The 26,698-nt window shown below is 62.2% G+C and carries 29 protein-coding genes and 1 tRNA gene; 16 read left to right on the forward strand and 14 right to left on the reverse strand.

Annotation, left to right across the window (positions count from 1 at the left end; translation table 11 throughout):
* Window positions 1–3 precede the first annotated feature (3 nt).
* From NKI50_RS22115 to guaB, 3 genes are read right to left on the reverse strand one after another with little or no spacing between them, the layout of a single operon-like run.
* Window positions 4–423, reverse strand: a complete 420-nt coding sequence (locus NKI50_RS22115) for an MAPEG family protein (protein WP_023717240.1) — start codon at window positions 421–423, stop codon at window positions 4–6.
* A 28-nt stretch (window positions 424–451) separates the two neighbouring features.
* Complete coding sequence (locus NKI50_RS22120; protein ID WP_031193481.1) at window positions 452–991, reverse strand: hypothetical protein; 540 nt, start codon at window positions 989–991, stop codon at window positions 452–454.
* Window positions 992–1,022: 31 nt separating this feature from the next.
* Window positions 1,023–2,525 (reverse strand): IMP dehydrogenase, encoded by a 1,503-nt coding sequence (gene guaB / locus NKI50_RS22125; protein ID WP_352458563.1) that lies wholly within the window; start codon window positions 2,523–2,525, stop codon window positions 1,023–1,025.
* A gap of 296 nt (window positions 2,526–2,821) precedes the next feature.
* On the opposite strand from guaB, the gene NKI50_RS22130 reads away from it, so the two are divergent.
* Window positions 2,822–4,243, forward strand: a complete 1,422-nt coding sequence (locus tag NKI50_RS22130) for an MFS transporter (protein WP_352640046.1) — start codon at window positions 2,822–2,824, stop codon at window positions 4,241–4,243.
* Window positions 4,244–4,459: 216 nt separating this feature from the next.
* Here NKI50_RS22130 and NKI50_RS22135 read toward each other — a convergent pair whose 3' ends face one another.
* Window positions 4,460–5,170, reverse strand: a complete 711-nt coding sequence (locus NKI50_RS22135; protein ID WP_352640045.1) for an RlmE family RNA methyltransferase — start codon at window positions 5,168–5,170, stop codon at window positions 4,460–4,462.
* 58 nt (window positions 5,171–5,228) lie between these two features.
* The gene (locus tag NKI50_RS22140; protein ID WP_352717563.1) at window positions 5,229–6,629 is read right to left on the reverse strand and encodes a Ppx/GppA phosphatase family protein; all 1,401 of its coding nucleotides are present in this window, start codon (window positions 6,627–6,629) and stop codon (window positions 5,229–5,231) included.
* Window positions 6,630–6,964: 335 nt separating this feature from the next.
* Here NKI50_RS22140 and NKI50_RS22145 point away from each other — a divergent pair, with 335 nt between their 5' ends.
* The 4 genes from NKI50_RS22145 (at window position 6,965) to NKI50_RS22160 (ending at window position 8,979) form a co-directional block, all read left to right on the forward strand.
* Window positions 6,965–7,897 carry a lysylphosphatidylglycerol synthase domain-containing protein gene (locus NKI50_RS22145; RefSeq protein WP_352640043.1) on the forward strand — a complete coding sequence of 311 codons (933 nt, stop codon included), beginning with the start codon at window positions 6,965–6,967 and terminating at the stop codon, window positions 7,895–7,897.
* A 119-nt stretch (window positions 7,898–8,016) separates the two neighbouring features.
* A tRNA-Gln gene (locus NKI50_RS22150) sits at window positions 8,017–8,090 on the forward strand.
* 50 nt (window positions 8,091–8,140) lie between these two features.
* Entirely contained in the window at window positions 8,141–8,422 is a 282-nt protein-coding gene (locus tag NKI50_RS22155) for a hypothetical protein (protein ID WP_352717566.1), read from the forward strand.
* Between the two features lie 209 nt (window positions 8,423–8,631).
* A complete protein-coding gene (locus NKI50_RS22160; protein ID WP_352640042.1) occupies window positions 8,632–8,979 on the forward strand; it encodes an HNH endonuclease signature motif containing protein in 348 nt (115 codons plus the stop codon).
* A 348-nt stretch (window positions 8,980–9,327) separates the two neighbouring features.
* Here NKI50_RS22160 and NKI50_RS22165 read toward each other — a convergent pair whose 3' ends face one another.
* The 7 genes from NKI50_RS22165 to NKI50_RS22195 all read right to left on the reverse strand — a co-directional run bounded on the left by NKI50_RS22165 (window position 9,328) and on the right by NKI50_RS22195 (window position 14,035).
* Window positions 9,328–9,759 carry a YybH family protein gene (locus NKI50_RS22165; protein ID WP_352640041.1) on the reverse strand — a complete coding sequence of 144 codons (432 nt, stop codon included), beginning with the start codon at window positions 9,757–9,759 and terminating at the stop codon, window positions 9,328–9,330.
* A gap of 122 nt (window positions 9,760–9,881) precedes the next feature.
* On the reverse strand, window positions 9,882–10,220 hold the full coding sequence (locus NKI50_RS22170; protein ID WP_352640040.1) for a hypothetical protein: 339 nt from the start codon (window positions 10,218–10,220) through the stop codon (window positions 9,882–9,884).
* Window positions 10,221–10,541: 321 nt separating this feature from the next.
* On the reverse strand, window positions 10,542–10,844 hold the full coding sequence (locus NKI50_RS22175) for a hypothetical protein (RefSeq protein ID WP_352587852.1): 303 nt from the start codon (window positions 10,842–10,844) through the stop codon (window positions 10,542–10,544).
* A gap of 218 nt (window positions 10,845–11,062) precedes the next feature.
* Window positions 11,063–11,215 (reverse strand): hypothetical protein, encoded by a 153-nt coding sequence (locus NKI50_RS22180; protein WP_352587855.1) that lies wholly within the window; start codon window positions 11,213–11,215, stop codon window positions 11,063–11,065.
* Between the two features lie 41 nt (window positions 11,216–11,256).
* Window positions 11,257–11,574, reverse strand: coding sequence for a hypothetical protein (locus NKI50_RS22185; RefSeq protein ID WP_352587858.1), 318 nt, complete (start codon window positions 11,572–11,574; stop codon window positions 11,257–11,259).
* A gap of 998 nt (window positions 11,575–12,572) precedes the next feature.
* Window positions 12,573–13,229: an acyl-homoserine-lactone synthase gene (locus NKI50_RS22190; RefSeq protein WP_352587860.1), complete on the reverse strand. Its 657-nt coding sequence runs from the start codon at window positions 13,227–13,229 to the stop codon at window positions 12,573–12,575.
* Between the two features lie 83 nt (window positions 13,230–13,312).
* Window positions 13,313–14,035: a LuxR family transcriptional regulator gene (locus NKI50_RS22195; protein WP_352640039.1), complete on the reverse strand. Its 723-nt coding sequence runs from the start codon at window positions 14,033–14,035 to the stop codon at window positions 13,313–13,315.
* A 151-nt stretch (window positions 14,036–14,186) separates the two neighbouring features.
* Here NKI50_RS22195 and NKI50_RS22200 point away from each other — a divergent pair, with 151 nt between their 5' ends.
* The 4 genes from NKI50_RS22200 to NKI50_RS22215 are packed head-to-tail and all read left to right on the forward strand — an operon-like array spanning window position 14,187 to window position 16,925.
* The gene (locus NKI50_RS22200) at window positions 14,187–14,834 is read left to right on the forward strand and encodes a cysteine hydrolase family protein (protein ID WP_352640038.1); all 648 of its coding nucleotides are present in this window, start codon (window positions 14,187–14,189) and stop codon (window positions 14,832–14,834) included.
* Window positions 14,831–15,157 (forward strand): hypothetical protein, encoded by a 327-nt coding sequence (locus NKI50_RS22205; RefSeq protein ID WP_352640037.1) that lies wholly within the window; start codon window positions 14,831–14,833, stop codon window positions 15,155–15,157. The genes NKI50_RS22200 and NKI50_RS22205 overlap by 4 nt, the downstream gene beginning before the upstream one ends.
* Complete coding sequence (locus NKI50_RS22210) at window positions 15,151–16,149, forward strand: glutamine synthetase (RefSeq protein WP_352640036.1); 999 nt, start codon at window positions 15,151–15,153, stop codon at window positions 16,147–16,149. The genes NKI50_RS22205 and NKI50_RS22210 overlap by 7 nt, the downstream gene beginning before the upstream one ends.
* The gene (locus NKI50_RS22215; RefSeq protein WP_352640035.1) at window positions 16,149–16,925 is read left to right on the forward strand and encodes an N-formylglutamate amidohydrolase; all 777 of its coding nucleotides are present in this window, start codon (window positions 16,149–16,151) and stop codon (window positions 16,923–16,925) included. Before NKI50_RS22210 ends, NKI50_RS22215 begins: the two co-directional genes overlap by 1 nt.
* A gap of 63 nt (window positions 16,926–16,988) precedes the next feature.
* Here NKI50_RS22215 and NKI50_RS22220 read toward each other — a convergent pair whose 3' ends face one another.
* Entirely contained in the window at window positions 16,989–17,771 is a 783-nt protein-coding gene (locus NKI50_RS22220; protein WP_352640034.1) for a hypothetical protein, read from the reverse strand.
* Window positions 17,772–17,920: 149 nt separating this feature from the next.
* On the opposite strand from NKI50_RS22220, the gene NKI50_RS22225 reads away from it, so the two are divergent.
* The 6 genes from NKI50_RS22225 to NKI50_RS22250 are packed head-to-tail and all read left to right on the forward strand — an operon-like array spanning window position 17,921 to window position 23,874.
* Complete coding sequence (locus tag NKI50_RS22225) at window positions 17,921–18,547, forward strand: DUF4129 domain-containing protein (protein WP_352495281.1); 627 nt, start codon at window positions 17,921–17,923, stop codon at window positions 18,545–18,547.
* Window positions 18,544–19,743, forward strand: a complete 1,200-nt coding sequence (locus NKI50_RS22230; RefSeq protein ID WP_352640033.1) for a DUF4350 domain-containing protein — start codon at window positions 18,544–18,546, stop codon at window positions 19,741–19,743. The genes NKI50_RS22225 and NKI50_RS22230 overlap by 4 nt, the downstream gene beginning before the upstream one ends.
* The gene (locus tag NKI50_RS22235; RefSeq protein WP_023717220.1) at window positions 19,730–20,686 is read left to right on the forward strand and encodes an AAA family ATPase; all 957 of its coding nucleotides are present in this window, start codon (window positions 19,730–19,732) and stop codon (window positions 20,684–20,686) included. Before NKI50_RS22230 ends, NKI50_RS22235 begins: the two co-directional genes overlap by 14 nt.
* Window positions 20,683–21,993, forward strand: coding sequence for a DUF58 domain-containing protein (locus NKI50_RS22240; RefSeq protein WP_352640032.1), 1,311 nt, complete (start codon window positions 20,683–20,685; stop codon window positions 21,991–21,993). The genes NKI50_RS22235 and NKI50_RS22240 overlap by 4 nt, the downstream gene beginning before the upstream one ends.
* Window positions 21,990–23,021: a stage II sporulation protein M gene (locus tag NKI50_RS22245; RefSeq protein ID WP_352640031.1), complete on the forward strand. Its 1,032-nt coding sequence runs from the start codon at window positions 21,990–21,992 to the stop codon at window positions 23,019–23,021. Before NKI50_RS22240 ends, NKI50_RS22245 begins: the two co-directional genes overlap by 4 nt.
* A complete protein-coding gene (locus tag NKI50_RS22250; protein ID WP_352717573.1) occupies window positions 23,008–23,874 on the forward strand; it encodes an RDD family protein in 867 nt (288 codons plus the stop codon). Before NKI50_RS22245 ends, NKI50_RS22250 begins: the two co-directional genes overlap by 14 nt.
* Before the next feature lie 751 nt (window positions 23,875–24,625).
* Here NKI50_RS22250 and NKI50_RS22255 read toward each other — a convergent pair.
* Window positions 24,626–25,312: a D-lyxose/D-mannose family sugar isomerase gene (locus NKI50_RS22255; protein WP_023674428.1), complete on the reverse strand. Its 687-nt coding sequence runs from the start codon at window positions 25,310–25,312 to the stop codon at window positions 24,626–24,628.
* Window positions 25,313–25,457: 145 nt separating this feature from the next.
* Here NKI50_RS22255 and NKI50_RS22260 point away from each other — a divergent pair, with 145 nt between their 5' ends.
* Entirely contained in the window at window positions 25,458–26,516 is a 1,059-nt protein-coding gene (locus NKI50_RS22260) for a D-TA family PLP-dependent enzyme (RefSeq protein WP_352640029.1), read from the forward strand.
* Window positions 26,517–26,698 lie beyond the last annotated feature (182 nt).

The following is a 26,698-nucleotide window of genomic DNA, read 5'->3' on the forward strand; positions in this document are numbered from 1 at the left end:
TGCTCAGACCAAGCCGAGCAGATGCAGCGCCAGCCATATCCAGCCAAGTGCGAGAACTACCGCGCCCACGTAGAATGCCCTGCTGCGCAGGATTAGCCGATTGCTGGTCAAGTGGACCGATGCGTGAAGATAGCGGGAGACCACAAAGATCCACATCAGCGCCAAGGTCAGATAATTGACGCCATTGGTCACGTGCAGCGTCAGGCATAAGACGTAGAAAAGCACCGGCAGTTCGAACTGGTTGCTCAGATTGTTGGCGACGGTGATGCTGGAACCAGGCTCCGTCGAGCGCGTCTTGAACTGGCCGGTCTTGGCTTCGCCCGACCTGACCGCACCATAGCGGCGCCGGCCCATTACGACATAGACGATATAGACCAGCAGCACCTGCGCCAGCATCGGCCAGAAGATCGCGGTCTGGTTCAAGACGCCCTCTGTCGTTGTCACCCAGCCTTCAAGGCCGTTTCTGAGCCATCAGAGTGAAAGCCGCAATGACGGTCACCGGCACCGCCAGAAGCGCGAATTTGGTGACGATCAGCGCCGAGGCAAAGGATAGCGAATCCGGATTGGCAGACAGGAAATCGGACAAAAGACGAGCCACGGCGATGTTCTGGGCATAGTCGGCGAGCGTGTAGGGCAGCACCAGCACAGCTGCGAATATCGACTGGGTTTGCGCAGGCAGCGAATGGAAATTCTTCAGCCGCCGGCCCGTTGCCAGGATCAGGCTGACCATCGTCAGCGACAGCAGCGCCGGAAACAGCAGGTCGAAGGTCAGGTAATGCCAGACGAGAATGATCTCGCTGCCACGCCGGCCGAGCGCCGTCAGCCAGGCCATGCCCTCATCCGGAGTGAAACCGGCATAGCGCATGTCGAGCGAGGGCAGACCGCCGCTCAATTGGCGAAAATAGAGGAACTCCATCGCCGTCATGATGATGAAAATCGCCACGGTGGCGAAACAGAGTGCGGCGGCGTGGCGCGACAGCCGCAGGATCATCGCCGCCAGATTGCGCCAATGCGCATGGCGATCAGGCTCCGCCAGGATAATTCGGGCTTTCGCGGGTAATCGTGACGTCATGGGCGTGGCTTTCACGAAGTCCGGCATTGGATATCCGCACAAAAGTGGCGCGCTCGCGGAAATCGGCAAGGTCGCGGCCACCGACATAACCCATAGCGGCTTTCAGGCCGCCCGCAAGCTGGTGCAGCACGCCAGACACAGGTCCTTTGTACGGCACCTGCCCTTCGATGCCTTCCGGGACCAGTTTCAGCGTGTCGCGCACCTCGGCCTGGAAGTAGCGATCGGCGGAGCCGCGCGCCATCGCGCCGACCGAGCCCATGCCGCGATAGGCTTTGAAGGAGCGGCCCTGGTGCAGATAGACCTCGCCCGGGCTCTCGTCGGTGCCGGCCAGCAACGAACCGATCATCGCCGCGCTGGCGCCGGCGGCCAGCGCCTTGGCCAGATCGCCCGAATATTTGATGCCGCCATCTGCAATGACCGAGACACCCGATTTTTGCGCCGTCTCGACCGCCGACATGATTGCCGAGAGCTGCGGCACGCCGACGCCGGCGACGATGCGGGTGGTGCAGATGGAGCCCGGCCCGATGCCGACCTTGACCGCGTCGGCGCCAGCATCGATCAGCGCCAGCGTGCCTTCCGCTGTGGCGACGTTGCCGGCCAGGATGCGAACCGAGTTGGAAAGCTTCTTGGCCCGCGTCACCGCATCCAGGACGCGCTGCGAATGACCGTGCGCGGTGTCGATCACCAGAAGGTCGACGCCGGCGTCGATGAGGCGCTCGGCCCGCTCGAAACCGTCATCGCCGACGCTGGTGGCGGCGGCGGCGCGCAAGCGTCCCTGCGCATCCTTGGTGGCGTGCGGGTTGAGCTGCGACTTCTCGATGTCCTTGACCGTGATCAGCCCGACGCAATTGCCGTCCCGATCGACCACAACCAGCTTCTCGATGCGGTGCTGATGGAGCAGCCGCTTGGCCTCGTCCTGATCGACGTTCTCCTTGACGGTGATCAGGTTCTCGCGGGTCATCAGCTCATAGACCTTCTGCGCCGGGTCGGAGGCGAAGCGGACGTCGCGGTTGGTCAGGATGCCGACGAGCCGGCCGACGGTGTGGCCGCCGGTGCCGCCGTTCTCGACCACCGGAATGCCCGAAATGCTGTAGGTGCGCATCAGACCCAGCGCATCGGCCAGCGTCGCCTCGGGACCGATGGTGACGGGGTTGACCACCATGCCGGATTCGAATTTCTTTACCTGCCGCACCTGCTCGGCCTGTTCGGCCGGCGAGAAATTGCGGTGGATGACGCCGATGCCGCCGGCCTGGGCCATGGCGATGGCAAGCCGCGCCTCGGTGACCGTGTCCATGGCGGCCGACAGGATCGGCACGTTGAGGTCGATGTCGCCGGCGATGCGGGTGCGGATGTCGGTCTCGCCAGGCATGACCTCGGAATGACCGGGCTGCAGCAGCACGTCGTCAAAGGTCAGCGCCAATGCGCCGGTGGACGTCTCGATGATTTTTGCCATGGCCAGCCCTCGGAATGCAGGAAAGGCGCTCGCCCTGGATGGACAGCGCCGACTCGTCTTCTTCCCTTTCAGGATTGGCGCTGGCTCGTAACACGTCCCGTCGCCGTTGAAAAGCCGATGGTTGTATAGTGGCGACGATGCATTTTGCCCCAGGTGCTGCGCACGACTTGCGGTCGCACAAACGTGACAGCAAATTAATGCGACATCCGGGCCAAGGCGTGATAACCGCCCTACGTGTCGGTTTGGCCCCAAGGCCGGCAAGCAATAGCGACGCACATTTCAAGGCCGGATCCATCGTGAACCGCACCATTCCGCTTATTCTGGCGGTCGCTCTATTCATGGAAAACATGGATTCGACCGTCATTGCGACATCGTTGCCGGCGATCGCCATCGACATCCACACCAGCCCGATCGCGCTCAAGCTGGCGCTGACCGCCTATCTGGTATCCCTGGCGATCTTCATTCCGATCAGCGGCTGGATGGCCGACCGCTTCGGCGCCAAGAATGTCTTCCGCGCCGCGATCGCCGTGTTCATCATCGGTTCGGTCGCCTGCGCCATGTCCAATTCGTTGCCGGCTTTCGTGGTCTCACGCTTCCTGCAAGGCATTGGCGGCGCCATGATGACGCCGGTCGGACGCCTGGTGCTGGTACGCGCCACGCCGAAAAGCGAGCTCGTCGCCGCCATGTCGTGGCTGACCGTCCCGGCTCTGGTCGGCCCCCTGGTCGGTCCACCGGTCGGCGGCTTCATCACAACCTATTTCACCTGGCACTGGATTTTTCTGATCAATGTACCGATCGGGCTGATCGGGATCTGGCTGGCCACGCGTTTCCTGCCGAAGACCGACGCCGCGCAGACGCCGCCGCTCGATTTCATCGGTTTCGTGCTGAGCGGGCTGGCGGCATCGGGCATTGTGTTCGGCCTGTCGGTGGTCAGCCTGCCGGCCCTGCCGCCGGCTGCCGGCTTTATCACCGTTGCCGTCGGGCTGGCATCGGCGGTGCTTTATCTGCTGCACGCGCGCCACGCCAAGAATCCGCTGCTGGCGCTCGAGCTGTTTCGCAATCGGGTGTTCCGCTCGTCAGTGCTCGGCGGCGGACTGTTCCGCATCGGCATTGGTGCCGTACCTTTTCTTTTGCCGCTGATGTTCCAGATCGGTTTCGGGTTGACGCCGTTCCAGTCCGGCATGATCACCTTCGTCTCGGCAATCGGCGCCATAGGCATGAAATTCGTCACCGCCCTGATCTTCAGGGTCGCGGGCTTCCGCCGTGTGCTGATTTCAGGCTCGCTCATCGCTGCCGCGTCGATTGCCATCAACGGCCTGTTCACACCCGACACGCCCTATGGGCTGATCCTCGCCATGCTGCTCGCCGGGGGCTTCATCCGTTCGATGTTCTTCACCGGCATCAACGCGCTTGCCTATGCCGAGATTTCAGCCGCCGACACCAGCAAGGCGACGCCGATCACCGCGGTGTTCCAGCAGTTGGCAATCGCGCTCGGTGTGGCGCTGGCCGGCGGCATCCTGGAAGTGTCGACCAAGATCCATGGCGGCCCACTGACGCTGAGCGACTTCCACACCGCCTTCTTCATCGTAGCGGCGGTGTCGGCGGCAGCCTCGCTGTCGTTCATGCGGCTGGCGCCGGACGCCGGCAATGCCGTGTCGGGACATGGCCGACTGACACCGCCGAAGACGCTGGAGCCGGTGAGCCCGCCGGGGAGTTGACCTTTGCTCGTGCTTACGGACGCCGGAGGGACAGCGCCCCCCTCTGTCCTGCCGGACATCTCCCCCACGTGGGGGGAGATCGGACGTGACATCGGCTTTCGCCAATATTCAACGTTGCAGGATTAGACAGCGCGCCGAAGCTGCCAATCTCCCCCCTCGTGGGGGAGATGTCCGGCAGGACAGAGGGGGGCGCGAAGGATCGCTACAGAGCGATTTTCACGCCGCGCCGTTTCCGCCTTTAAAATCCTTCGCCAACAAATACAGCTCCACCGACTCATCGCGCGAGGCCGGCGGCTTGACGTGATGGACCGAGCGGAAATTCCGCTTCAGCCTCGCCAGCAATTCGTTTTCGGCGCCGCCCTGAAAGGTCTTGGCGAGGAAGTGGCCGCCCGGCTTCAGTACCGACAGCGCGAAATCGGCCGCCACCTCGCAAAGATGCATGGTGCGGATGTGGTCGGTCCGCTTGTGGCCGGTGGTGGGTGCGGCCATGTCGGAGAGCACGATGTCGGGCTGGCCGCCCAGCGCCTCGGCCAGCTTCTGCGGCGCCTGAGGATCGAGGAAATCCATCAGCAGCACCGGCGCGCCCGGCACCGCGTCCATCTCCAAATAGTCGATGCCGACGACGTTCGGGTGTTCCGCGGTAGATTTCGTACGTGCGGCAGCGACCTGGCACCAGCCGCCGGGTGCCGCACCAAGGTCGATCACCTTCATGCCTGGCTTGAGCAAATGGTGCTTGTCGTCGATCTCGATCAGCTTATAGGCGGCGCGCGAGCGATAGCCGTCGGCCTTCGAGCGCTGGACATAGGGATCGTTGATGTGGCGCTGCAGCCAGCGGCGCGACGATTCCTTCAAGCCGCTTTTCTTCTTGATCTTCGTCTTCAGCACGCGAATGCCGGCGGAGCTCGGTCTTTCCGGTTTCTTGGTCATTGCTTGATTGCCTGTTTGAGCATGATCTTGTCCGAAAACCGGCAGCCACTTTTCGGGATCATGCTCTGCCCCGCCCGCTGTTGCGCCAGACGCCATCATCGGCCATCAACTCGCTCAATATGCCCTCGCGCAAGCCGCGGTCGGCGACACGCAGCCGCTCCGACGGCCAGACGGCACGTATCGCCTCCAATATGGCGCAGCCGGCCAGAACCAGGTCGGCGCGGTCGGCGCCGATGCAAGGATTGGCGACGCGCTGCTGGAAATCCCAGCCGACCAGCTTTTCGACCATGCGGTCGACGCTGTCGCGATCCATCCACAGCCCGTCGACGCGGCGGCGATCGTAGCGTTCGAGATCGAGATGGACGCCGGCCAGCGTCGTCACCGTGCCCGAGGTGCCTAGCAAATGGAATTTCGGGCTGGACAGGAGGTGGCTTAGCCGGTCGCGCCCGTCGAAGGCGCGCAGCCGCATTGCAACATCCTCGACCATGGCGCCAAAGATCTCGCGCGTTACCGTGCGGCCGCCAAAACGCTCGGCCAGCGAGACGACACCGACCGGCAGCGAGGTCCACGAGACGATATGGTTGGCAAGCCTTGGCGAGCGATGGCCGGTGAGGTCGATCAGCGCGATTTCGGACGAGCCGCCGCCGATATCGAACAGCACGACGCCTTGCGTGTCGCGCTCGACCAGCGAGCCGCAGCCCGACACCGCCAGCCGCGCCTCGGTCTGGCGGTCGATGATCTCGAGCTTCAGGCCGGCCTCGCGCTCGACGCGCTCGAGGAACTCGACGCCGTTGGCGGCGGTGCGGCAGGCCTCGGTGGCGATCAGCCTGGCCTTCCTGACCTTGCGGTTGCGCAATTTGTCACCGCAGATCTTCAGCGCCTCGACCGCGCGGTCCATTGCAGCCTCGCCGAGCCGGCCATTGGCGGTAAGGCCCTCGCCCAGCCTGACGATGCGCGAGAAGGCATCGATGACGCGGAACTGGCCATGACGCGTCGGCACCGCGACCAGCAGACGGCAATTGTTGGTGCCGAGATCTAGCGCGGCAAACACCGGCAATTCCTGCAGCGGTGGCGGCGTGCGGGCACCTTGGCCAGGCCTTGGCGACGTTGCCGGGGCTGAGGGCGGAGGCACGTAAGCCGCGGGCTGGGGCGGACGCGCGGCCGGGGTCTCGCCGGCGGCGGGCACCGAAGCGCCGACCGCCAGCGGACGAGCCTCATCGCGTGCGAAAACCTTGCGCCCGCGCCGGCGCTTGCGCCGCTTCTTGGGTTTGCCGTTCTGATGCGGGCCGTTCTTACCCTTGTGATCGTGGGACGTGTCGCCAGCCTGTCCATTGCCGGACCGGGGCTGCACCTGACGGCCGTAGCGTCCGGCGGATGGGCTTGCCTGGCCGGACGGCGGCGGCGAACCCCTGGACACACCCACTTCCGGCGCACCAGCGCCGGCTTCGTGGTCTTCCACTGTCGTTCCTTCCGGCGCCGCGCGAACCGAAGACCGGACGCAGCAGGCGCTTTTACATGTTCAAGTTGCGGCCAGACTATCAGCGCCGGCCCGGATCACCAAGAGTGCTCGCGGCGAATTTTGCCGGCGGCATGAAGGCGGCGACGTCGGTGACCCCTTCTCCCCTTGTTGTGGGAGAAGGAAAGACGCCAGCGCCACAGCGCGCCTTCCCGGTTGAATAGCCGGCTTCAATGAGGCATTTCTGAAATGGCGGGGTGAAACATTCGGGACCGCAGGTGGTTTGCCTGCTGCGAACCGGAAAACGGGTACGGGCTGCAACGCATGATCGTCACGCCATGAACTGGAGGCGCTATTTCTGGCCCGTGATCGGCATCGCCGCGGTGGTGTTTTCGCTGTGGCTGCTGCTGCACGAATTGCGGGGCATATCGCTCGACGATGTCTGGGACGGCATCGTCGCCATCCCGGCGCGCGGCTGGGTGCTGGCGGCGCTGAGCTCGGTCATTGCCTATGCCTCGCTCGCCGGCTACGACCACATCGCGCTGCTGCACATCGGCAAAAAAGTCTCGTGGCTGTTCGTCACCTTCTGCTCGTTCACTACCTACGCGCTGTCGCACAATATCGGCGGCTCGGTGTTTTCCGGTGCGGTGATCCGCTACCGCGCCTACGGCACCAGGGGGCTGACCGGCCAGGACGTCGGCATTCTGGTGGCGATCTGCTGGATCACCTTCGTGCTGTCGACACTGTTCGTCTCAAGCATCGTCCTGCTGCTCGAGCCCGAGGTGATCGACCGGTTTTCCGGCACGCCGCATCACCGGCTGGCGCAGGCGGCCGGCCTTGCCATGCTGCTCGTGGTGGCGGCCTATGTCTTCGGCAGCTGGCTGCATCTGAGACCACTCAGGATCGGCAGCTTTCAGCTGCACTACCCGGCGCTGCCGATCGTGGCGCGGCAATTGCTGGTCGGCCCGATCGAGCTGCTAGCGGCGGCGGCGATCATCTTCTTCGCCCTGCCCGCCACCGGCAATCCCGGCTATTTCGTCGTGCTCGGCGTCTTCCTGGTGTCGTTCTCGATCGCGCAGATCTCGCATGCGCCAGGCGGGCTCGGCGTGTTCGAGGTGGTGTTCCTTGCGGGCTTGTCACATATGGACCAGGTCGGGGTGCTGGCGGCGCTGCTGGTGTTCCGGTTGTTCTACCTGATCATCCCGCTGCTGATCGCGCTCGGTGTGGTGCTCTATTTCGAGCGCTCGCAATTCAGCCGCAGCGAGAGTTGAGGCGCCTGAACGCGACATTTGAACCCAGACACAGGGTTGACTATTTTCCGGCGGTGGCTACAAGGCACGCGCGGCGACATCGTCGCCCTGCCCGCGCGGTTTTCAACAGCCGCGCCTGCTGGGGAATAGGTTAACGGTAGACCCACGGACTCTGACTCCGTTAGTCCTGGTTCGAATCCAGGTTCCCCAGCCAGCTTCTTTTTTTCAATAGAAACAACTACTTAGATCATTCCCGAAAACGGCATGTGTTACAACCATGCGGATGATCCGCATGGTATTCTATCCGCATCATTCGGACCGGGAGGCGGCATGAATCTTCGATGGTCAATAAACCTGCTTGAGGACGGCGCTGTCGTCACTCAGGAAGGCGAATATCTCGGAACTTGGGGAATCGATGAATCGGACGCGATATATGAATTCACGCCAGACGGTGCAGCTGAGCCGTTGCTGTGCAGTGGATTTGTGAAGTTCCTATGCGATAGCATTGAACAATGGCACAGCCTGCAACAGAGCGGCGGCGCGTGAGCCACTCGCGATCGAAGCTGTCAAGTGCCTGCGTCCGCGCACGACGTTGATCCTTACACTCGCTGGAGGGCTGAGCACACTACATCTAGGAATGTTCCGCGCATGTTCACGTGATACGACGATATTTAGTGCCTCCCATGGACAAACGGCTGCGATCCGCATATTGTTCAATCGAAGTCGAGTCGGCTCTGGCGAAAGGATCACCTTCAATGAACAGTTTGCGTGACGAACTCACAAAGGGCTTGATCTGGCAAAAAGCCGCACCTCTTTCACGGTTCAGCTCAGAAGAATGGCGATCCGACGCTTTTGGCACTCTCATTCGATTTGCTGACTACGGGGATCGCAAGTCGCCCCACGGCTGGGAAATTGACCATATCAAGGCGGTTGCGTTGGGCGGGACTGATGACCTCGACAACTTACGACCTCTGCACTTCCGGACAAACGCGACCCTAGGCGGGCTGCTGGGTCAGGGCCTCAACGCAATGAATTCCACAACCCGTTTGGGAACAGTTGGTCTTGACGGCGGCGGTCCCGGCAATTCGCTGCTCCGGAGTTGAGAGTCTCCCGAACGCTAAAGGGCGCGGAATTTACGGTGACAGTGCACTTTTTACCATGTTGCCCCCGCCGCATGGTGCAACCTTGCCCGCGTTCCCGGTCTGCCGCATCCCCATCACCGCACGGGCGAGCAAAAGTGTTTCCACGTCCGAAGACTACGTGTTCCAAGTGCTTATCGAGCACGGCCGCGTCGCCGATGTCGCGGTTTTCGATGCACCCGTGGGCCGAGAGCATCGCCGAGCAAATCGTCAAGCCGTGAGAACCCGGAAAACGAGGCAGGCGGCGAAAAGAAAAATGGTGCACTGTCACCGTAATTCCCCGTAATTCCTAAAACCTCTCCGGCAACCCTTCTACTCCCCGACAATGGACGTCGACGGGCGTGCCGAGGTTATCGGATCGGCATGACGAAGGACGATCCTCCACGCGCCTTCCTCGCGCCGGAATATGGTGGTGACTCGAAGCGCAATCGGCACCAGTTTGTTGCCACCACCGACCTTGGATTGGAATCGCTCGACCTCGATGATGTATCCCAAGTCGGCTGTCGCATACTCCGAGATGCGGTCAAAGCCGATGGCCTTGCCGTGCCGGTAATTGGTGGCGGCCCGTTCCATGGTCTCAGCGGCCTTTCTCCATCCCTTCGCCGGCGGGCCAAAGGGATTGGCAATAATGACGTCGTCCTGTCGCGAGTAGAGGTTTTTCAAGGGCTCAGGATCGCCCTTTACGAAGGCATCCAGAGCCAGATGATCCTGCTCGATAAATTTCGTCAGGTCGGAGGCTAACATCTTAACATCGCCCCATGACTAAAAAGAGAACTCTATCAAGCGCTTCATCCGCCCTTCGCCTGCCGTAAGCGTTCGGGCTGGTGTCCGGAGTATAGATCAGAATTGCGGTGACAGTGCACTTTTTACCATGTCGCCCCCGCCGCATGGTGCACCTTGCCGGCGTTCCCGGCCTGCCGTATCGCGGGCGTCGTACGGGCGAGCCAAAGTGTTTTCACGTCCGAAGACTGTGTGTCCCACGAGAACTGCTCATCGAGTATTGCCGCGTCGCCGATGTCGCGGTTTTCGATGCGCCCGTGGGCCGAGAGCATCGCCGGGCAAATCGGCAAAGCCGTGAAACCCGGAAAACGAGGCACGCGACGAAAGGAAATTAGTGCACTGTCACCGTAATTCGGAATTATGGTGACCGTGATCGCCTGGGACGGCTCTACCTTGTTTACTTTATTGGCAAACCCAATCGCCATTCACCTTGGCCAACGACGTTCCAGCGGAGCAGGACCAGCAACCAAGGCTATGTTGGTACTGAGTTCCTCCAATGCAGCTCTGGCACACATTTCCTTCTTGCACACAGGGCCCATCCCACCTGCATTTTAGCTTCCCTGGGGTTTTCACGCACTGCTCGCCCTCTTCGATGGTTATTGAATCAGGCGACGATACACTAGGAGTCTCGGCCGCTGCGAACTGCAAAGATGCCAGCAGCAAGAAGCCGGAACATACAAGCTTCCTCATTGTTGCCTCCATTGGAAATGGAACGCGCCCTCCTGATTGGCCGGAATATTTTCCGACTAATGTTCCATGCACGTCACGAGATACCATGTGTAACCACAGCTGCCACCTCCATGACTACCCTGACGATCAGCGTGGCCATCCAATACCTTTTCCTGACCGTTGCTGATGATCGTGCATGCGGCCCTTACGGCATCCGCCGGTGATGGATTACATCCCACCATTATGTCAGTAGATACAGGGCAACCATTCGCTTGATCCTCGCCGCCGCAAACCCGTTTGGTATAATCCGCAGCAGCAGGACCGGCGAAAGCAAGCGTAGCAAATACTAGCGGCAAAGCAATAAGGCTGTTTCTTTTCATAACAACTCTCCTTGTGCAGTATGGGTTCAGACGACGTTTTGATTTTACCGGTGCGGTATGCGCATCGAACCTTAAAGGTGGGACAAATGCGGAACTTAATATTTAAACTCTGTATCGCCAAGCGGAGCGCAACGTCAGTTGTTCCGGCATTCGCAGGTGGCCATTGAGCAGCAGTCAGCCTGGCCGCCATTATCAGGAATTACGGCGACAGTGCACTTTTAGCCGCCCGCATACTCATCGAGCATTGCCGTGTCGCCGACGTCGCGATCTTCGATGCTCCCCCCTTCGGCCGAGAGCATCGCCGACAAATCGGCAAAGCCATGAAAACCCGGAAACGAGGCAGGCGGCGAAAGAAAGTAGTGCACTGTCACCGCAATCTGTCACCGTAATCGGAATCGGGAATCCGGATGCTTTATACGTAGTTAGCTGTATAGTCAGCATCAAAGCCCGTCATGCAATAGCCCTCTATTGCTTTTAGAGCGAAATCTGAATTAGCATATGCTATGCCAATTCCTACTCCGCCGACGTGATGCTCAATCTTCACTTGTTTGCTTCCACTATTGTGAAAAACCATGCAGCCGTCGGCGCGCTTTTGAAGCTGGATATCCGCGCATGCATTCCCGGAGCACGACCCGGCAAGCGCCGAGCCAAGACTTGCTCCCAAGCACACGGTTGCAGCCATGGAGTAAATCAGGATCTTGATTTTTTTATTCTTCCATTCAGCGTTCATAGTAACCACCTCTCATAGCAAGAAGATATTGCGGATCTCTGCATCTCTTGTCTTGACGATGTTCGTCCTATGCAAACCTAGAGTGCCGGCAATCTCGTGCGCTCCCAAGGACGTGTAAATGGGTAGCAACAACCTCGTCCCACACCCGCGCGATAGGGGCCAAATCGTCCCCGCTAAGCTATTGCGGTGCGCAACTCCCACTTGCTTGTATTTCCTCAGATCGTCTATTCCAAAACCAGTCCTGATCGAATGCTCTGCACACATCCCCTCCAGACCGCGCTACGCTTTCTGCGATCGCCTGACGCGAAGCTTCGCATGACGGCCCATCAGCAGAAATCGTCTGATCGCCAGCATCAAGTTTCTCGGCCGAGCTGCAATAGTACCGCCGTGAGACGAAGTGTTGCCCGTTGTCGGCGTAAGCCACTTCTGATGAGACAAAAGAGATGATCCCAGCAAGAGGCGCAAGAAACTTTAAAGGAGCCACAGTTTCCTCCTTGCACAGTTGGCGACGGTCGTCTTCAGCGGCAAGCTTCAAAGGGGCACATCATCAAGACGGCGCTACTAACGACGCAATGCAGCCGCTAATATGTAAAGCTTGTATCGCCAAGCGGAGCGTAACGTCAGTTGTTGCGGCATTCGCAGGTGGCGTTTCCGTTAGAGTCGCAGTTACCATAGAAGGTTTCGCCTGCGTTGCACGTTTTATCACACGTGCTGGTTGTTCCGTCAGGCTTAGTGCAAGTTTTGGACCCAACAAGAATCAAAGAGTTTCCGCCTGGGGCGCCCTTGAGATCAGGCATATTGAATGCCATCTCGCTAGGCGTCGACATCTTCAGCTCCGTAGCACGACCGGGGATCGAAAAGATACTAAGCAAAGCAATACAAGAACTTGCGATTATCAATGCGGGTTGCATGGTCTTCCTCCTTCGTCGTTGCTGCATGCCTCGTTGACAAAAATACTTTTACGCGATCCCCTTCTAAGGATGGTCCACTTGAGCTCATCAGGCGACCTCCAAGCGCCTCTCGGGCCAACGGAGAAATGAAGGCTGGGCTCCGCGCCGGACCAGCAGAGAATTGTTGATACGAAGTATCTTCCGCACGCTCGCCAGCGCCGCCTCATTCACATCGATATACGCAACGATGTACCATTCGCCGTTTTCTTCCCTGGCCATGCCCATTGGCTCGGCGCGCCACTTCAGCGCACCATGGTGCGGCATGAAGTAGGTTTCCTGGACGCCGCCAACGGCGCTGAGGCCCTCGTCGAGAGCGTATTCCATCACTGCGCAGCACAGCTGCGTCAGCGTGCCCCTCAGTCCAGCAGTTCGCTTATCGGGAACGACGAATGTGCGGGTCCATTCGGCCCAATCGGGGCGCCTTGGGACGCCCGATTTTTCGCACATGTGAGAAAAAACCTCCGAGACCATGTGCGGCTCGCTCGTTGGGATCAATCGAGCCGAGGTCACCACGCGACCATCTTCAATACCAAGCAGGTATGTCGCCGCGTCTGTATCGAATTGATCCAGTTCGCGACCATCCGGGCTCGGAGGGCGCCAACGTTTTTGATGCACGAAGAAATCGTGCCGCCGGCGCAGAAATTCGTCGAATTCGTTTTCGTAGAGATGCTTGTTATGCGCATTGACTACGTGGGCCGTTATCATGGCGCGATCCCCCGATCCTTCTCGCACGGATATTTGCAGCCTTGCTAATGTACGTCACCTGTCCGATAGGACAGTTGACGCGTTTAGGGGTGGATCAGGCGCCGGCGCACCGCTTCGACGACCGCCTGCGTGGTCGTTGCGACGCCAAATGCTTCCCTGGCTCGGGTGGAGTGCCATTTGACTGTGCGCTCGGTCAGGCCGAGAATCTGTGAGGTTTCCGATGAGGTCTTGCCGGCTGCGGCCCAGAGCAGCACCTCTTTTTCCCGATCGGTCAGCACGCCTTCATCGTCGTCATTGTCATCCGCCAACGCCTGGATCGACATGCCGGCATAGACCGCCATCGTCACCAGTTGCACTTGATGGCGTGGCGAGAGGGTGCAGGACTTCGCGGAAGAGGCAAACGACAGCACGGATTGCCAGTGATGAACGCTGAGCATCGGCACGGCGAAGCCGCTCGAGATACCAAACTCCGTCGCCTCGCCGGCGACGCGACGTGAGCCTTCCGTGTCTGACCATCTTGCCGGGACTTCGGACCACAGGAACGGCTTCAAAGTCTTTGCCGAGTAAATGCAAACGCCGTCGACCGCGGCATGCTCGGCCTCGACATAGCGCTCGAACCAGCCGGCCGGCCAGCCATTCAGTTCAACCATCGGGGCAAGCTTCTGGCCACCGAGCGGCACGCCACTCAGGATAAGATGCTCGAAGCCGAGATTCCGCACGGTTTCAAGAAGGTCGCTCAGCAGCGGCCCGGTGGCTGTATGTTTCCTGCAGCGTTCGACAAAGTCGAACACGTCTGAATCGATCATCACAGAGACCCCCGTCTCCACGCCCGAAAACAAAGTTTAACTCAAATTAGCAACTTCGAATACTCCCAATAAGTGTGTCCGCCATGCAGGACGTGTGGACCAAAATCAGCTAAATCAGCCGGATTGTGACCAGCAACACAGGACCCCAAGCATGACGCCACCACTGCCGAAACGAAACGAGCCGTTCCGGGCCGGCGAAACCGCACTGCTGCTGGTCGACATGCAGCGCGTCTGGCTGGAGCCCGGCGCCGATCCGGCGCATCCGGAGCGTGGTCCCGATCACTATTTCTACTGGCAGACGGCGTCGCAAACGATCCCCAACCAGGAGCGCCTGCTGGCGGCGGCGCGGGCCAACGGCGTCGAGGTGATCCACACCATCATCCAGAGCCTGACCCAAGACGGCCGCGACTGCTCGCTCGACCACAAGCTGACGCCGATCCATATCGCGCCGAGCCGGCCGGAGGGCCTGCCGGTGCCGTCGCTGGCGCCGGTCGGCGACGAGATCATGCTGCCGAAGACATCGTCGGGCGTCTTCAACTCAACCAACATCGACTATGTCCTGAAAAACCTCGGCGTGCGTTACCTGATCGTCGCCGGCATTATGACCGACCAGTGCGTCGACATGGCGGTGCGCGATGCCGCCGATCGCGGCTACCTCGTCACCTGCGTATCGGACGCTTGCGCCGCCGCCTCGCAGGAGCGCCATGATGGCGCGCTCGAGGCGTTCGGCGGCTATTGCTGGATCGCCGACACCGCCATCATTACTGCCCGTTTCGAAGCCTTAGGAAAAGCTACATGACATCGACCGTCGAACCGCTCGTTGCCGTCGTCACCACCGACCTTTCGGCGATCACGCGCGGCCGCTCCGTCGTCGAAAGCAAGCTGCAGAAGATCGCCGCGACCGGCGTCGGCTGGCTGCAGGCCAATCTGTCGCTGACGCCCTTCAATTCCATCGTCGACCCCAATCCCTGGGGCTCGTCCGGCGATGTGCGGCTCATTCCCGATCTCAACGCGCGGTTTCGCACGGCGCTGACCGGATCGCCGACACCGTTCGACATGGTCGCGGCAACATCGTCGAACTGGACGGCAGCCCGTGGGTCGGCTGTACGCGGACCATGCTGAGCGATGCGCTGGCGGAGTTGAAGGCGGCGACCGGGCTTTCCGTCATCGCCGCGTTCGAGCATGAATTCCATATCGAGGGCGACTTTGGGCCGGCTCATTCGATGTCGTTGGCCGCATTGCGCCGCGCCGATCCGTTTGCCGCCAATCTGATGGCGGCGCTAGCGGAAGCCGGCGTCGCGCCCGAAGTGGTGATCGCCGAATTCGGCACCGACCAATTCGAGGTGACATGCGAGCCAGCCGATGCGCTCGCCGCGGCCGATCGGGCGGTCGCCATCCGCGAGATCGCGCGCGAAGTCGCGCGATGTGCCGGCTGGCGGACGAGCTTCGCGCCCAAGATCGCGCCGGATGCCGTCGGCAACGGCGTCCATATCCATTTCAGCTTCGTCGACGCGGCCGGCAAGCCGGCGACCTACGATCCGGCACAGCCGGGCGGCCTTTCCAGCCCGGCCGCTTCGTTCTGCGCCGGCGTGCTGCGCCACCTGCCCGCGATCACCGCCATGACGGCGGCGAGCGTGTCGTCCTACTACCGGCTGAAGCCGCACAGCTGGAGCTCGTCCTACACCTGGCTTGCCGACCGCGACCGCGAGGCGAGCCTGCGCATCTGCCCGACGGTGACCATCGGCGGGCGCGATCCGGCGCGGCAGTACAACATTGAATACCGGGCAGCCGACGCAACCGGCAATCCCTATTTGTCGCTGGCGACGATCGTGCGCGCCGGGCTGGAGGGGCTGAAAGCCAAGCTGCCGGCGCCGCCGCTGGTCACCGGCGACCCGACGCAGATGAGCGCCGCCGAACGCAAGAAGCTTGGCCTCGTGCGGCTGCCGGAAACGCTGCCGGCGGCGCTCGACGCGCTGCTCGCCGACAAGACCGTGACAGGATGGTTCGCGCCGGTGTTCGTCGAGACTTTTGTCGGCCTCAAGCGGCATGAGACCGAGCGCCTTGCCGGTCTCGATCCAGTGGCGGTCTGCGACCTCTACCGGACGCTCTATTGATGGCTGCGCCGGTTGCCAACGCCATCCTACCGGAAGGTTGGCCACCCGCGGTCGAAGCAATCAACGAAACGGGGCGTTCCGATATCGTCCTGATATGCGAGCACGCGTCCAATCATATTCCGGCCGAGTATGCGCGGCTCGGTCTCGACAGCAGCCATTTGCAGCGCCATATCGCCTGGGACATCGGCGCCGCCGAAGTGACCCGCGCTCTGTCGAAGCTGCTCGATGCTCCGGCCTTCCTCAGCTCCTATTCGCGGCTTTTGATTGATCCCAACCGGCCGCTGGGTTCCAGTGGCAGCATTCCGGTACTGTCGGAAGACATTGACATCCCCGGCAATGTCGGCCTCGATCCGGAGGAACGAAGCCGGCGTGCCGAAATCATGTTCACGCCGTTTCATAACCGCGTGGCCGCCCATCTCGACGACCGGGCGAGGCAGGGCAGAGCGACGCGGATCGCGGCGATTCACTCCTTCACGCCGGTCTACCTCAGTGTTGGCAGGCCCTGGCACGCCGGCGTGCTTTACGATCGGGCAGTCGATTTCGGCCAGGCAGTGCTTGCCGGCCTGCGCGCCGACAGTGCGCTCAACGCCGCGGCAAACGAGCCCTATGTGATCAGCCGCGACGGCGACTATGCCATACCGGTCCATGGCGACGATCGCGGCATTCCCGCAATCCTCATCGAGATCAGGCAGGATTTGCTGGCGGGCCGCTCCGGCATCGAGGAATGGGCGAAGCGGCTGGCCACAGCGTTACCGGCGCAGACAAAGGCTTTGTGAACAAGCTCGGCTCAGTAGCGCAATGCGAGAGCCGAGCCGTCGGTGAAAAGCCTCCACCCGTCCTCAGGAGAAGATTTGCGACAGTTCTTCGACGCTGGTGCCTTCCTTGACCTGACGCAGCTCGACATAGCTGACCGCCGTGGCCACCGACAGCACCATCGACAGTACGGTCGACACCAAGGCTGCCGCCACATCGGCAATGATCCCACCCAACATGACGATGACTGCCAGCATCACCCACTGGATGACCATGGCGATGACCATCAGGATCAAGAAGAGGCCAAATAGCGGCCAGCGGTTGCCCTTGGTCAGGACACGGCTGCGCGACATCGACCCGAACACGCCAAGCCGCTCCTGGATCAGAACCGGCACCGCCACGCACCATCCGAGCCACAAGATGATGCCGGGAACCAGCAAAGCTATCGACGCCAGGCCCGCACCCAGGCCGACGAGCAGGCCAATACCAAGGGTCGGCAGCAAATTGCGGATGGCTATCTGAATGCAGTCGCCAAAGGTCGGCCGCTTGCCGTTCAAGTCCTCGATCGTTGCCCGCACCAGCGCCGACTGGAGCAGCAGCGCGAAAACGAAGGATAGCAATCCCGCAATAACCGTAATCCATGAATTCTGAAACATCATCGAGGGATCGGCCGCGGCGCCGGGGTCGCCCTGCAGAACCGCATCTAGTTGCGGTTGGCTCCACAGCCGAAGAATAATCGCCGGCAAGCCTGAAAACAGCAGCGCGAGCCCAAGGCATAAGCCGATGTTGCGGCCGATCACGGCGAAGCTGTTGTTGAACACTCTGCCGATCTCGAATTTCTCAGGCCGTTCCAGTGTCGTTGAAGCCATGATTCCCCCCGTGTTTCGCCGTAACAGTATCACGGCGCCCTAATAGCAATTCTGCCAAGATTAACCGTGGGCGTCCAGCCCACTTGCAATTCTTGTGCTGCATTGTCAGTGTCGGCTGGGAACTGCAGGTTGCAGGGGAGCGGGTGACGGTGGCACAGCCAGGCACAGCGGAAGCCGAATGGCTGACCAATCTGCACAAGCAGCTGATCGCCGATGAGTCGATCCAGTTCGACCTGCCGGCCTATGTGCCGCCCCAGCCGCCCGACTGGCTGAAGCCGCTGCTCGATCTTTTGTCATCGCTCGGTCCCTACATGATCTATCTGTTCTGGGGGGCGGTGATATCGGGCGCCGCAATCATCCTGCTTTTGGTCTTCCTCGAGGTGAAAGGCATCGCCTGGCACCTGCCGTGGCAGCGCGCGCGGCCCGAGGCCGAGGCCGAAGAGACCTGGCGTCCCGACGCGGGCGCCGCGCAGATCCTGCTGTCGGAAGCGGATGCGCTGGCCGCACGCGGCGACTATGACGAGGCGGTTCACTTGCTGCTTCGGCGCAGCGTCGCCGATATTGCCAGCCGGCTGCCGGACTTCCTGCGCCCGTCGCTCACCGCGCGCGACATCGCCAATGCTCCTTCCCTGCCGGGAAGGGCACGCCATGCGTTTACCGAGATCGCCCGCATTGTCGAGACGGCGCTGTTCGCGCGCCGGCCGGTCGGCGCGGAAGGCTGGCGGCAAGCACGCGGCGCCTATGAACGTTTCGCCTTCCGGGATGCCTGGACGTGAGCGCACCGGCGGTCGAGGCGCAGGAGCCGTTCAATCGAAAGACACTGTTTTGGGGGATTTTCGCCAGCCTGCTTGCGGCTGCCGGTTTCTTCCTGCTGTCCACCTATGCTCCCGATTTCCGGCAACCCGGCAATGGCGGCGCCACGCCGTTGTCGAAAAGCGGCGTCGGCTACGCCGGCCTGGCGGAATGGCTGAAGCTGACCGGCGAACCGCCCTTCATGGCGCGGACCGAGGACGATCTCGGCACCGACATGCTGCTGATCGTCACCATTTCGCTCGACAGCGATCCGGAGGCTCTCGACCACATCCTCGACCTTCGTCAGGACCAGAACACGCTCTTCGTGCTGCCCAAATGGCAGATCCTGCCGCTGCAGGAGCATGAAGGCTGGAACATGAAATTCGGGCGATTGCCTGGTTCGGTGGTGAACGAGTGGCTTGGCCGGATCGCCGATGCAAAGATTGGTGCCGGCCAAAGTACGCCAAAGCAACTCGACATCGACGGCAGGCTCGTCAACGCCCCCGAAGAATTGCAGTGGGTAGCGGACGAACACCCGGTCATTGCAGCCGGCAAAGGCCAGGCCGTCCTGACGCAAGTGGAGAACAAGCCGTTCTATATCCTGACCGACCCCGACCTGATCAACAACGCCGCCCTCAAGGATCCCGACAAGGCGGCAGCGGCGCTCGGGCTGATCGCCTTGCTCCAGCCGGACGACGGGCCGGTGATGTTCGATCTGACGCTGCACGGCGCGGGGCGGAAGTATGATCTGGCCAAGCTTCTGGTCGAGCCGCCCTTCCTGGCGCTGACACTGACGATCCTGGTCGCTGCGGCGCTGGCGTTCCTGCATGGCCTCGGCCGATTCGGCCCGCCGCGTGCCGACCAGCGTGCAATTGCTTTCGGCAAGCGTGCGCTGGTCGATACGACGGCGATGCTCATGCGGCGTGCCGGCCGGCTGGACGAGCTGGGAAGCCGCTATGCGGCCTTGATGCGGGTGCGCGCCGGCGCGCTGCTCGGGGCACCGCAAGGGTTGCAAGGCACAGCGCTCGACCACTGGCTCGACTCTCGCGATAAGGAGCAAGCTGGCGGCTTCACGATGCGCTCGCAAGCCGCCGGCGAGGCCAAGAACTTGGCGCAGATGCAACAGGCAGCTGAGCGGCTGCACGACTGGACAGCAAGGAGGCTCGGTGAACGTCGATGATGTGAAGGCCCTGGCGACACGGATCAGGGAAGAAGTGGCCAAGGCGATTACCGGGCAGCACGATACGGTCGACCTGATGCTGACCGCCTTGTTTGCAGGCGGGCATATCCTGCTCGAAGGCCCTCCCGGCACGGCCAAGACAATGACCGCGCGCTGCTTCGCCCAAGCGCTTGGGGTCGCCTACGGGCGGATCCAGTTCACACCGGACCTGATGCCCGGCGACATCGTCGGGTCGAACATCTACAACTTCCAGACCGGGCAGTTCACGCTGACGCGCGGCCCGATCTTCTGCGATCTCCTGCTTGCCGACGAAATCAACCGCACGCCACCCAAGACGCAAGCCGCACTGCTCGAGGCGATGCAGGAACATGCGGTCACGTTCGACGGCACCACGCATTCGCTCGGCCGCAACTTCATGGTCGTCGCGACCCAGAATCCGATCGAGCACCAGGGCGTCTACCCCCTGCCCGAGGCGCAGCTCGACCGCTTCCTGTTCAAGCACCGCGTCAGCTATCCCGGCCCCGAGGAAGAACGAGCCATCATCGTCCATCACGGCGGCGGCTCCGCCTCGCACGACATCGCGCAATATGGCATCGAGGCGCAGACGGACCGCGAGACGCTGCAGGAGGCACTTGCAACCGTCGGCTCCGTCACCCTCGTCGACGATGTCATCGGCTATATAGCGGCGCTGGTTCGGGCTACGCGCGAAAATGCCGATCTGGAAGTGGGGGCCAGTCCACGCGCGGGCGCCATGCTGGCGCGGGCGGCGCGTGCCCGGGCGGCGCTGGACGGACGCGCCTATGTGATCCCCGACGACGTCAAGGCGCTGGCAGTGCCGGCGCTGCGCCATCGCGTCATCCTTTCGCCTGCCGCCCAGATCGACGGCCGCCTGGTCGAGCAGATCGTCTCCGACCTGGTCGACCAGACGGAAGCACCACGTTGATCTATCCCAGCGGCCGAGCAGTGTGGGCAGCAGCGGCCGGCGCGGTGCCGGCCTTCCTGGTCGCGCTGGCACTGCCGTCATTCTGGTATCTGGGATTGCTGTGGAGCTGCCTGCTGCTTGCCTTCCTGGCGGTGGATGCCGCGGCCGGACGCGGGCGGGCATCGCTGAATGCCAGCATCGATGCGCCGCAGCAGGTCGGTGTCGGCGGCGAGTTCAGCGTGCAAATTGCAGCCCGTCATTCGGGCCGGCCGCGCGCCGCGGAGGCTCGCGTCGGCCACGATGCGCGGCTGGCGCCGGTGGACGGCAGCGGCGGGGCCTTGCTGCCAACCATCGGAGGCGGGTCGCTCGACCTTCGCTTCCAGGCGCTGCGGCGCGGCGTCGCCAGCTTCGACCGTCTCTGGGTGCGCTGCCGCGGGCCGTTCGGGCTGGTCTGGAACCAGGTCGTACTGCCGGTGGAAAGCAAGGTTGCGGTGCTGCCCGACGTCAGCAGCGCCCGCGGCGAGGCGATCACGCTGCTGCAACATGCGGCGCTTGCCGAAGGCCATGCGCAGCGCCGCGCCGGCCAAGGCCGCGAGTTCGACGCGCTCAAGGATTACCAGCCGGGCATGGGCCGGCGCATGATCGACTGGAAGCGCAGCGCCCGCCACGGCAAGCTTTTGGCGCGCGAGTTCCGCATCGAGGAGAACAACAATATCGTGCTGGCCATCGATAGCGGACGCCTGATGTGCGAACCGGTCGACGGTGTGCCGAAGGTGGACCGGGCGGTGACGGCCGCCTTACTGTCGGCATTCATCGCGCTGAAGGGCGGCGACATGGTCAGCCTGTTCGGCTTCGATGCAAGGCCGCGCGTTTCGAGCGGCGCGGTACGCGGCCCCGCCAGCTTTGCGATGATCCAGAAACGGGCGGCGGAGATCGACTATTCCAGTGAAGAGACCAACTTCACCTTGGCGCTGACGACGCTGGCGGCGCGGCTCGACCGCCGTTCGCTGGTCATCGTCTTCACCGATTTCGTCGATCCGATCAGTGCCGAATTGATGCTGCGCACCGTGGGCCGGCTCACCGAACGGCATCTGGTGCTGTTCATGCTGATGAAGGATACCGAACTGGAGGGCCTGGCCGACATGCCGCCACGCTCCGGCGAGGACGTTGCCCGCGCGGTCGTTGCCGGAGGGCTCTTGCGCGAAAGGCAGGTCGTCATCGGCCGGCTGCGGCTGCTCGGGGCGCATGTCATCGAAGCCAACCACAATCGGCTGGGTCCCGCGCTGGTCGAGCGTTATCTGCAGTTCAAGCAGGAGGATCTGTTGTGACGGCGCCAGTACCCGGCAGTGCGGTACGTGGCGACGCGGTACGCCAGTCGCTGGCCAGCTTCCGCCGCGAGCGCGAGGCCGACTGGAAAGCATTCGAGGCGCTTCTCGCGCGTGTCGAGAAGCGTGCGCCGCGCACGCTTTCCGAAGAGGAGCTGCTGTCGCTGCCCCTACTCTATCGATCGGCGCTGTCTTCCCTTTCGGTGGCGCGGGCGACCTCGCTCGACAACGCGCTGGTCGCCTATCTCGAAGCGCTGTCGCTGCGCGGTTATTTCTATCTCTATGGCGCACGCCGCGGGCTGCGGCAGCGCCTCGCCGATTTCTTCCTGCACGACTGGCCCGAAGCCATTCGCGACCTGTGGCGCGAGACATTGGTTTCGGTCGCGCTGATGGTGATCGGCATTGGTGCAGGCGCCTGGCTGGTGGCATCCGACAAGAGCTGGTTCGACGCGATCATCCCGTCCAGCCTGGCAGGGGGCCGCGGTCCAGATGCTTCGGCCGAACTGCTGCGCAGCATGCTTTATGATGGCGACAATGGCTTTCTCTCAGGCTTTGCCGTCTATCTGTTCACGCACAACGTCCAGGTCGCGATCCTGGCCTTCGCCCTCGGCTTTGCCTTCGCCGTGCCGACGGTACTGCTGATGCTGTTCAACGGCTGCATGATCGGCGCGTTGTTCCAAGTCTATTGGTCCAAGGGGCTCGGCATGGAGCTCGGCGGCTGGCTGGCCATCCACGGCACCACCGAATTGTTCGCAATCGCTTTGGCCGGCGCGGCCGGCATGCGCATCGGCACCAGCATCGCTTTTCCCGGCGAATTGACACGCATGGCGGCAGCGGCTCGTGCCGGACGCATCGCCGCGAATGCTATGGTCGGGGTCTCGGTCATGCTGCTGTTTGCCGGGCTGCTCGAGGGCATTGGCAGGCAGACCATCACCAGCGACGTCACGCGCTACGCCATTGGCGGTGGCATGCTGGCGCTGTGGATCGGTTACTTCTACCTGTTCCGGATGGTGCGGCATGGCGATCGGTAGACGCGCCGCCTTTGCGGCTATACGGCCGCTGATCACGCCCGAGGGCGTCGATCTTCGGATAAAGCTGGCCGACGCCGGCACGCGGGCTGCCGCCTTCCTCCTCGACTTCGTGTTCATCGCGGTGGCTGCAATCGTGATCACGATCGTCGCACTGTTCGGGGTGGGAGGCCTTGGCAGCGAGGGGTTTCAGCCGCTCTTCGTCGTCTGGATCATCCTGATCTTCTTTCTGCGCAACGCCTACTTCATCGTCTTCGAAGCGGGCCGGCGCGCGGCTACGCCCGGCAAGCGGATCGTCGGCATCCGGGTCGCATCGCGCAGCGGAGACGGCCTGTCGATCGACCAGGTCATCGCCCGCAACCTGATGCGCGAGATCGAAGTGTTCCTGCCGCTGTCGATCATCGTCGGACGCAGCGGCACCGACCTTGCCGACACGCTGACGACGGTGTTCGGACTGGTGTGGACGCTGCTGTTTGCGTTGTTCCCGCTCTTCAATCGAGACCGCATGCGGATCGGCGACCTGTTGGCGGGGACCTGGGTGGTCGAGGCACCGAAGCGCGCCTTGCTGGAAGATCTGTCGGCCCGGCAGGATGCAGGCACTGGTGCGTTCCGATTCAGCCACGCCCAGCTCGACGCGTACGGAATTGCCGAACTCCACAAGCTGGAGGAAGTGCTGCGCCGCGACGACTATTTCGCGTTGCGGACGGTGGCCGAAACGATCGGACGCAAGATCGGCGCAGCACCACAAGCCCATGACGCACGCGCGTTCCTGACGGCGTATTACGGAGAGCTGCGGGCGCATCTCGAACGCAAGCTGCTGCTGGGCAACCGCAGGGCCGACAAGCATCAGCGTTAGACTCAGGAGTGGAAATGCACGAAAAGCGTGCGCAGCAGCCCATTGCCACCGAAGATTGACGCTTGACCGGTGCCATCTTCTCCCGCAAATTCAGTCTCGCGGGGTTGAAATGCCTATCCGTCCGAGGGTGCTCGTGTTCCCTATCCTCTGGAAGTCGCAAGCGGATGTTGCAAGAAAACTCCTCGAGAGTTCCAGGTTCTACGGAAATCAAGCTGCAAGGAGACTTCCTTGGCCACTTTCGTCACTCAATCCACTTTCCAACGAGCTGGCAGCCAAATGGTGTGGTTTTGGAAACTCGGAACAGGCGATGCCTACTGGGGGTACTCGGTACGTGCGGCGGTCGTCCTTCGCACGGCCACTTTGCGCTGGGAAAGCCTGTATACCTACATCGATGAGACAGGCCAGACCGAGGTGATACAGACGAACGTATCAGACGATATGCAAATAAGATTCGCGGCGATAAGTTCTCCCTGAGGAGCCAAGACATGCCAACAGTGCTTCACGCGGTATACGATTCCCGCGGAGTGATCATTGCCGCCTCACGAGTCGATCCTTCCGATGAGAAGTCGGCCCCGGCGCCAATCCCACAGCCCGGCGAGGGCAATTACTACGCGCTAATCCCGCTTGACGAGGCCCACGTCAAAATGCCGCTGGATCAGCTGTGCACAACGACTCGGGTCGACTTGCGACAGAAGCGGCTGATTGCCGAGGACCTTCACTCTCGAGCGTAAGTGTTCCTCGCCACCCTGCCCTATCCCACCCACTTCTCGTAGTCGGACACCAACAGGTGCAGCGGTGCTGTGTCCTCGTCGATGTCTGCGAAGCGGCCGATTGGTTCGCGAAAGACATTGTCGGTGAGATCGTCGTTGACCGTCGAAACCTCGCCGATCAGCACGTCCTTGCCTTCCGCCCAGAAGGCGTGCCAGACGCCCGGCAGCAGCGTCACGCTCTGGCCTGGGTCGAGCTTCAGCAGCCCACCCGCAGGCAGCCTGTGGATGGTTCCGTCGACAGGCACCGATACTTCGGCCTTCGGATCGATTCCGCCATCGCGATCATGCATGAACAGCTCCAGCACCAGTTTGCCGCCACCACGGTTGATGATGTCTTCGGCCTTGATGTTGTGGCGGTGCATCGGCGACAGCTGGTCCTTGCGCGAGATCATGATCTTCTCGGCATAGAGCATGCCCATGCCCTTCTTCATGTCCTCGTAGCGGCCGTTGCGAACGGTGAACAGAAACAGGCCGAGCTCGTCGAACTTCTCCTGGCCATAATCGGTGATGTCCCAGCCGAGCCGGGAGGAGAAGATCGCCGACGAATCCTGCCGGCGCGCCTTCATCTCTTCGGGGCTCCAGTAGGCGAAGGGCGGCATGATGTAGCCGAACGAGCGGATGAAGGCGTCGGCGTCGCGGATGATGTCGTTGATGGCGGAGCGTTTCATGATCGTGGTTCCTTCCCGTCGCTTTGCGAGCGCTAACGCAATAGCCGAACGTCAATTCGGTGTCGATGCAAACTGCTGTCGCTGGCCCCATGACATGCGGTCCGATCAGGGCCATAAGGTCAACCAATTTTCCGATGGTGAGACCATGCGCAGCATAGACGACCTCGATACGCCGGCGATCCTGATCGATGCCGGCCGCGCCGAAGCCAACATCGCGCGGGCGCAGGCCCATGCCGACCGGCACGGGCTGAAACTCCGGCCGCACATCAAGACCCACAAACTGCCCTACTGGGCAAAAAAGCAGATCGCGGCCGGCGCCGTCGGCATCACTTGCCAGAAGATCGGCGAGGCCGAGGTCATGGCCGACGCCGGCCTGACCGACATCTTTCTGCCCTACAATATCCTCGGGCGGGCGAAGCTGGAGCGCCTCAAGGCGCTGCACGGCCGCGTAACACTGTCGGTGACAACGGACAGCATGGACACGCTGATGGGACTTGCCGCCATCTTTACCGATCCCGGCCACCGCCTGCCGGTGCTGATCGAATGCGACACCGGCATGGGCCGCTGCGGTGTGCAGTCGGCCGGCGAGGCAGTCGCGCTGGCGAGCGAGATCGACAAGGTCCGGGGGCTCGTCTTCGGCGGCTTGATGACCTACCCGGGGGCGGGCCGCGCTGCAGAGACCGAGGCGTGGCTCGCCGATGCGCAGCAAGCACTTGCCGCATCCGGCCTTGCCTGCGAGCGTATCTCCAGCGGCGGCACGCCCGACATGTGGCGCTCGGGCGAGCATTCCGTCGTCACCGAATACCGCCCAGGCACCTACATCTATCTCGACCGCTACCAGGTCGCCAAAGGCGTCGGCAGCCTCGACGATTGCGCGCTGACGGTGCTGTCGACGGTGGTCAGCCGTCCAACGCCGACACGCGCCATCCTCGACGCCGGCAGCAAGGCCCTGTCCAGCGACACGCTGGGGCTCGCCGATTTCGGCGAGCTGCTAGGCGTTGCGGGAGCGCGGGTTACCAGTCTCAGCGAAGAACATGGCAACGTCACGCTGTCAGGCGACGCCGAGCTTCGAATCGGCGAGCGCGTGCGCGTCGTGCCCGACCATTGCTGCGTCGTCACCAATCTGTTCGACGAGGTGCATCTGATCGAAGGCGACAAGGTGATCGAGACTTTGCCGGTCAAGGCGCGAGGACGGATGGGATGAACCAGGCCGGAGCGCGTGCGGAGGCTTTAATGTATAGAATTTTCCGGACGCCGGAGGGACAGCACCCCCCTCTGTCCTGCCGGACATCTCCCCCGCAAGGGCAGGGGAATCGCATATGGCGATTTTGGGGTTGAGTTTAGGCTGAGAAAGGATTCTTTGGAGAGGCAGTTGAGCGAAGGAGC

Origin of the sequence: Mesorhizobium sp. M0563, from assembly GCF_040321065.1 — a bacterium.
Lineage (GTDB): Bacteria > Pseudomonadota > Alphaproteobacteria > Rhizobiales > Rhizobiaceae > Mesorhizobium.

Bases quoted from the DNA above. Each gene is read 5' to 3' on its own strand.
- NKI50_RS22120 (WP_031193481.1), bottom strand. From the start codon at position 991: ATGATCCTGCGGCTGTCGCGCCACGCCGCCGCACTCTGTTTCGCCACC.
- guaB (WP_352458563.1), bottom strand. From the start codon at position 2,525: ATGGCAAAAATCATCGAGACGTCCACCGGCGCATTGGCGCTGACCTTT.
- NKI50_RS22135 (WP_352640045.1), bottom strand. From the start codon at position 5,170: ATGACCAAGAAACCGGAAAGACCGAGCTCCGCCGGCATTCGCGTGCTG.
- NKI50_RS22145 (WP_352640043.1), top strand. From the start codon at position 6,965: ATGAACTGGAGGCGCTATTTCTGGCCCGTGATCGGCATCGCCGCGGTG.
- NKI50_RS22155 (WP_352717566.1), top strand. From the start codon at position 8,141: ATGTGTTACAACCATGCGGATGATCCGCATGGTATTCTATCCGCATCA.
- NKI50_RS22160 (WP_352640042.1), top strand. From the start codon at position 8,632: ATGAACAGTTTGCGTGACGAACTCACAAAGGGCTTGATCTGGCAAAAA.
- NKI50_RS22165 (WP_352640041.1), bottom strand. From the start codon at position 9,759: ATGTTAGCCTCCGACCTGACGAAATTTATCGAGCAGGATCATCTGGCT.
- NKI50_RS22170 (WP_352640040.1), bottom strand. From the start codon at position 10,220: ATGGCGATTGGGTTTGCCAATAAAGTAAACAAGGTAGAGCCGTCCCAG.
- NKI50_RS22175 (WP_352587852.1), bottom strand. From the start codon at position 10,844: ATGAAAAGAAACAGCCTTATTGCTTTGCCGCTAGTATTTGCTACGCTT.
- NKI50_RS22185 (WP_352587858.1), bottom strand. From the start codon at position 11,574: ATGAACGCTGAATGGAAGAATAAAAAAATCAAGATCCTGATTTACTCC.
- NKI50_RS22190 (WP_352587860.1), bottom strand. From the start codon at position 13,229: ATGATAACGGCCCACGTAGTCAATGCGCATAACAAGCATCTCTACGAA.
- NKI50_RS22195 (WP_352640039.1), bottom strand. From the start codon at position 14,035: ATGATCGATTCAGACGTGTTCGACTTTGTCGAACGCTGCAGGAAACAT.
- NKI50_RS22200 (WP_352640038.1), top strand. From the start codon at position 14,187: ATGACGCCACCACTGCCGAAACGAAACGAGCCGTTCCGGGCCGGCGAA.
- NKI50_RS22205 (WP_352640037.1), top strand. From the start codon at position 14,831: ATGACATCGACCGTCGAACCGCTCGTTGCCGTCGTCACCACCGACCTT.
- NKI50_RS22210 (WP_352640036.1), top strand. From the start codon at position 15,151: ATGCTGAGCGATGCGCTGGCGGAGTTGAAGGCGGCGACCGGGCTTTCC.
- NKI50_RS22215 (WP_352640035.1), top strand. From the start codon at position 16,149: ATGGCTGCGCCGGTTGCCAACGCCATCCTACCGGAAGGTTGGCCACCC.
- NKI50_RS22220 (WP_352640034.1), bottom strand. From the start codon at position 17,771: ATGGCTTCAACGACACTGGAACGGCCTGAGAAATTCGAGATCGGCAGA.
- NKI50_RS22250 (WP_352717573.1), top strand. From the start codon at position 23,008: ATGGCGATCGGTAGACGCGCCGCCTTTGCGGCTATACGGCCGCTGATC.
- NKI50_RS22255 (WP_023674428.1), bottom strand. From the start codon at position 25,312: ATGAAACGCTCCGCCATCAACGACATCATCCGCGACGCCGACGCCTTC.
- NKI50_RS22260 (WP_352640029.1), top strand. From the start codon at position 25,458: ATGCGCAGCATAGACGACCTCGATACGCCGGCGATCCTGATCGATGCC.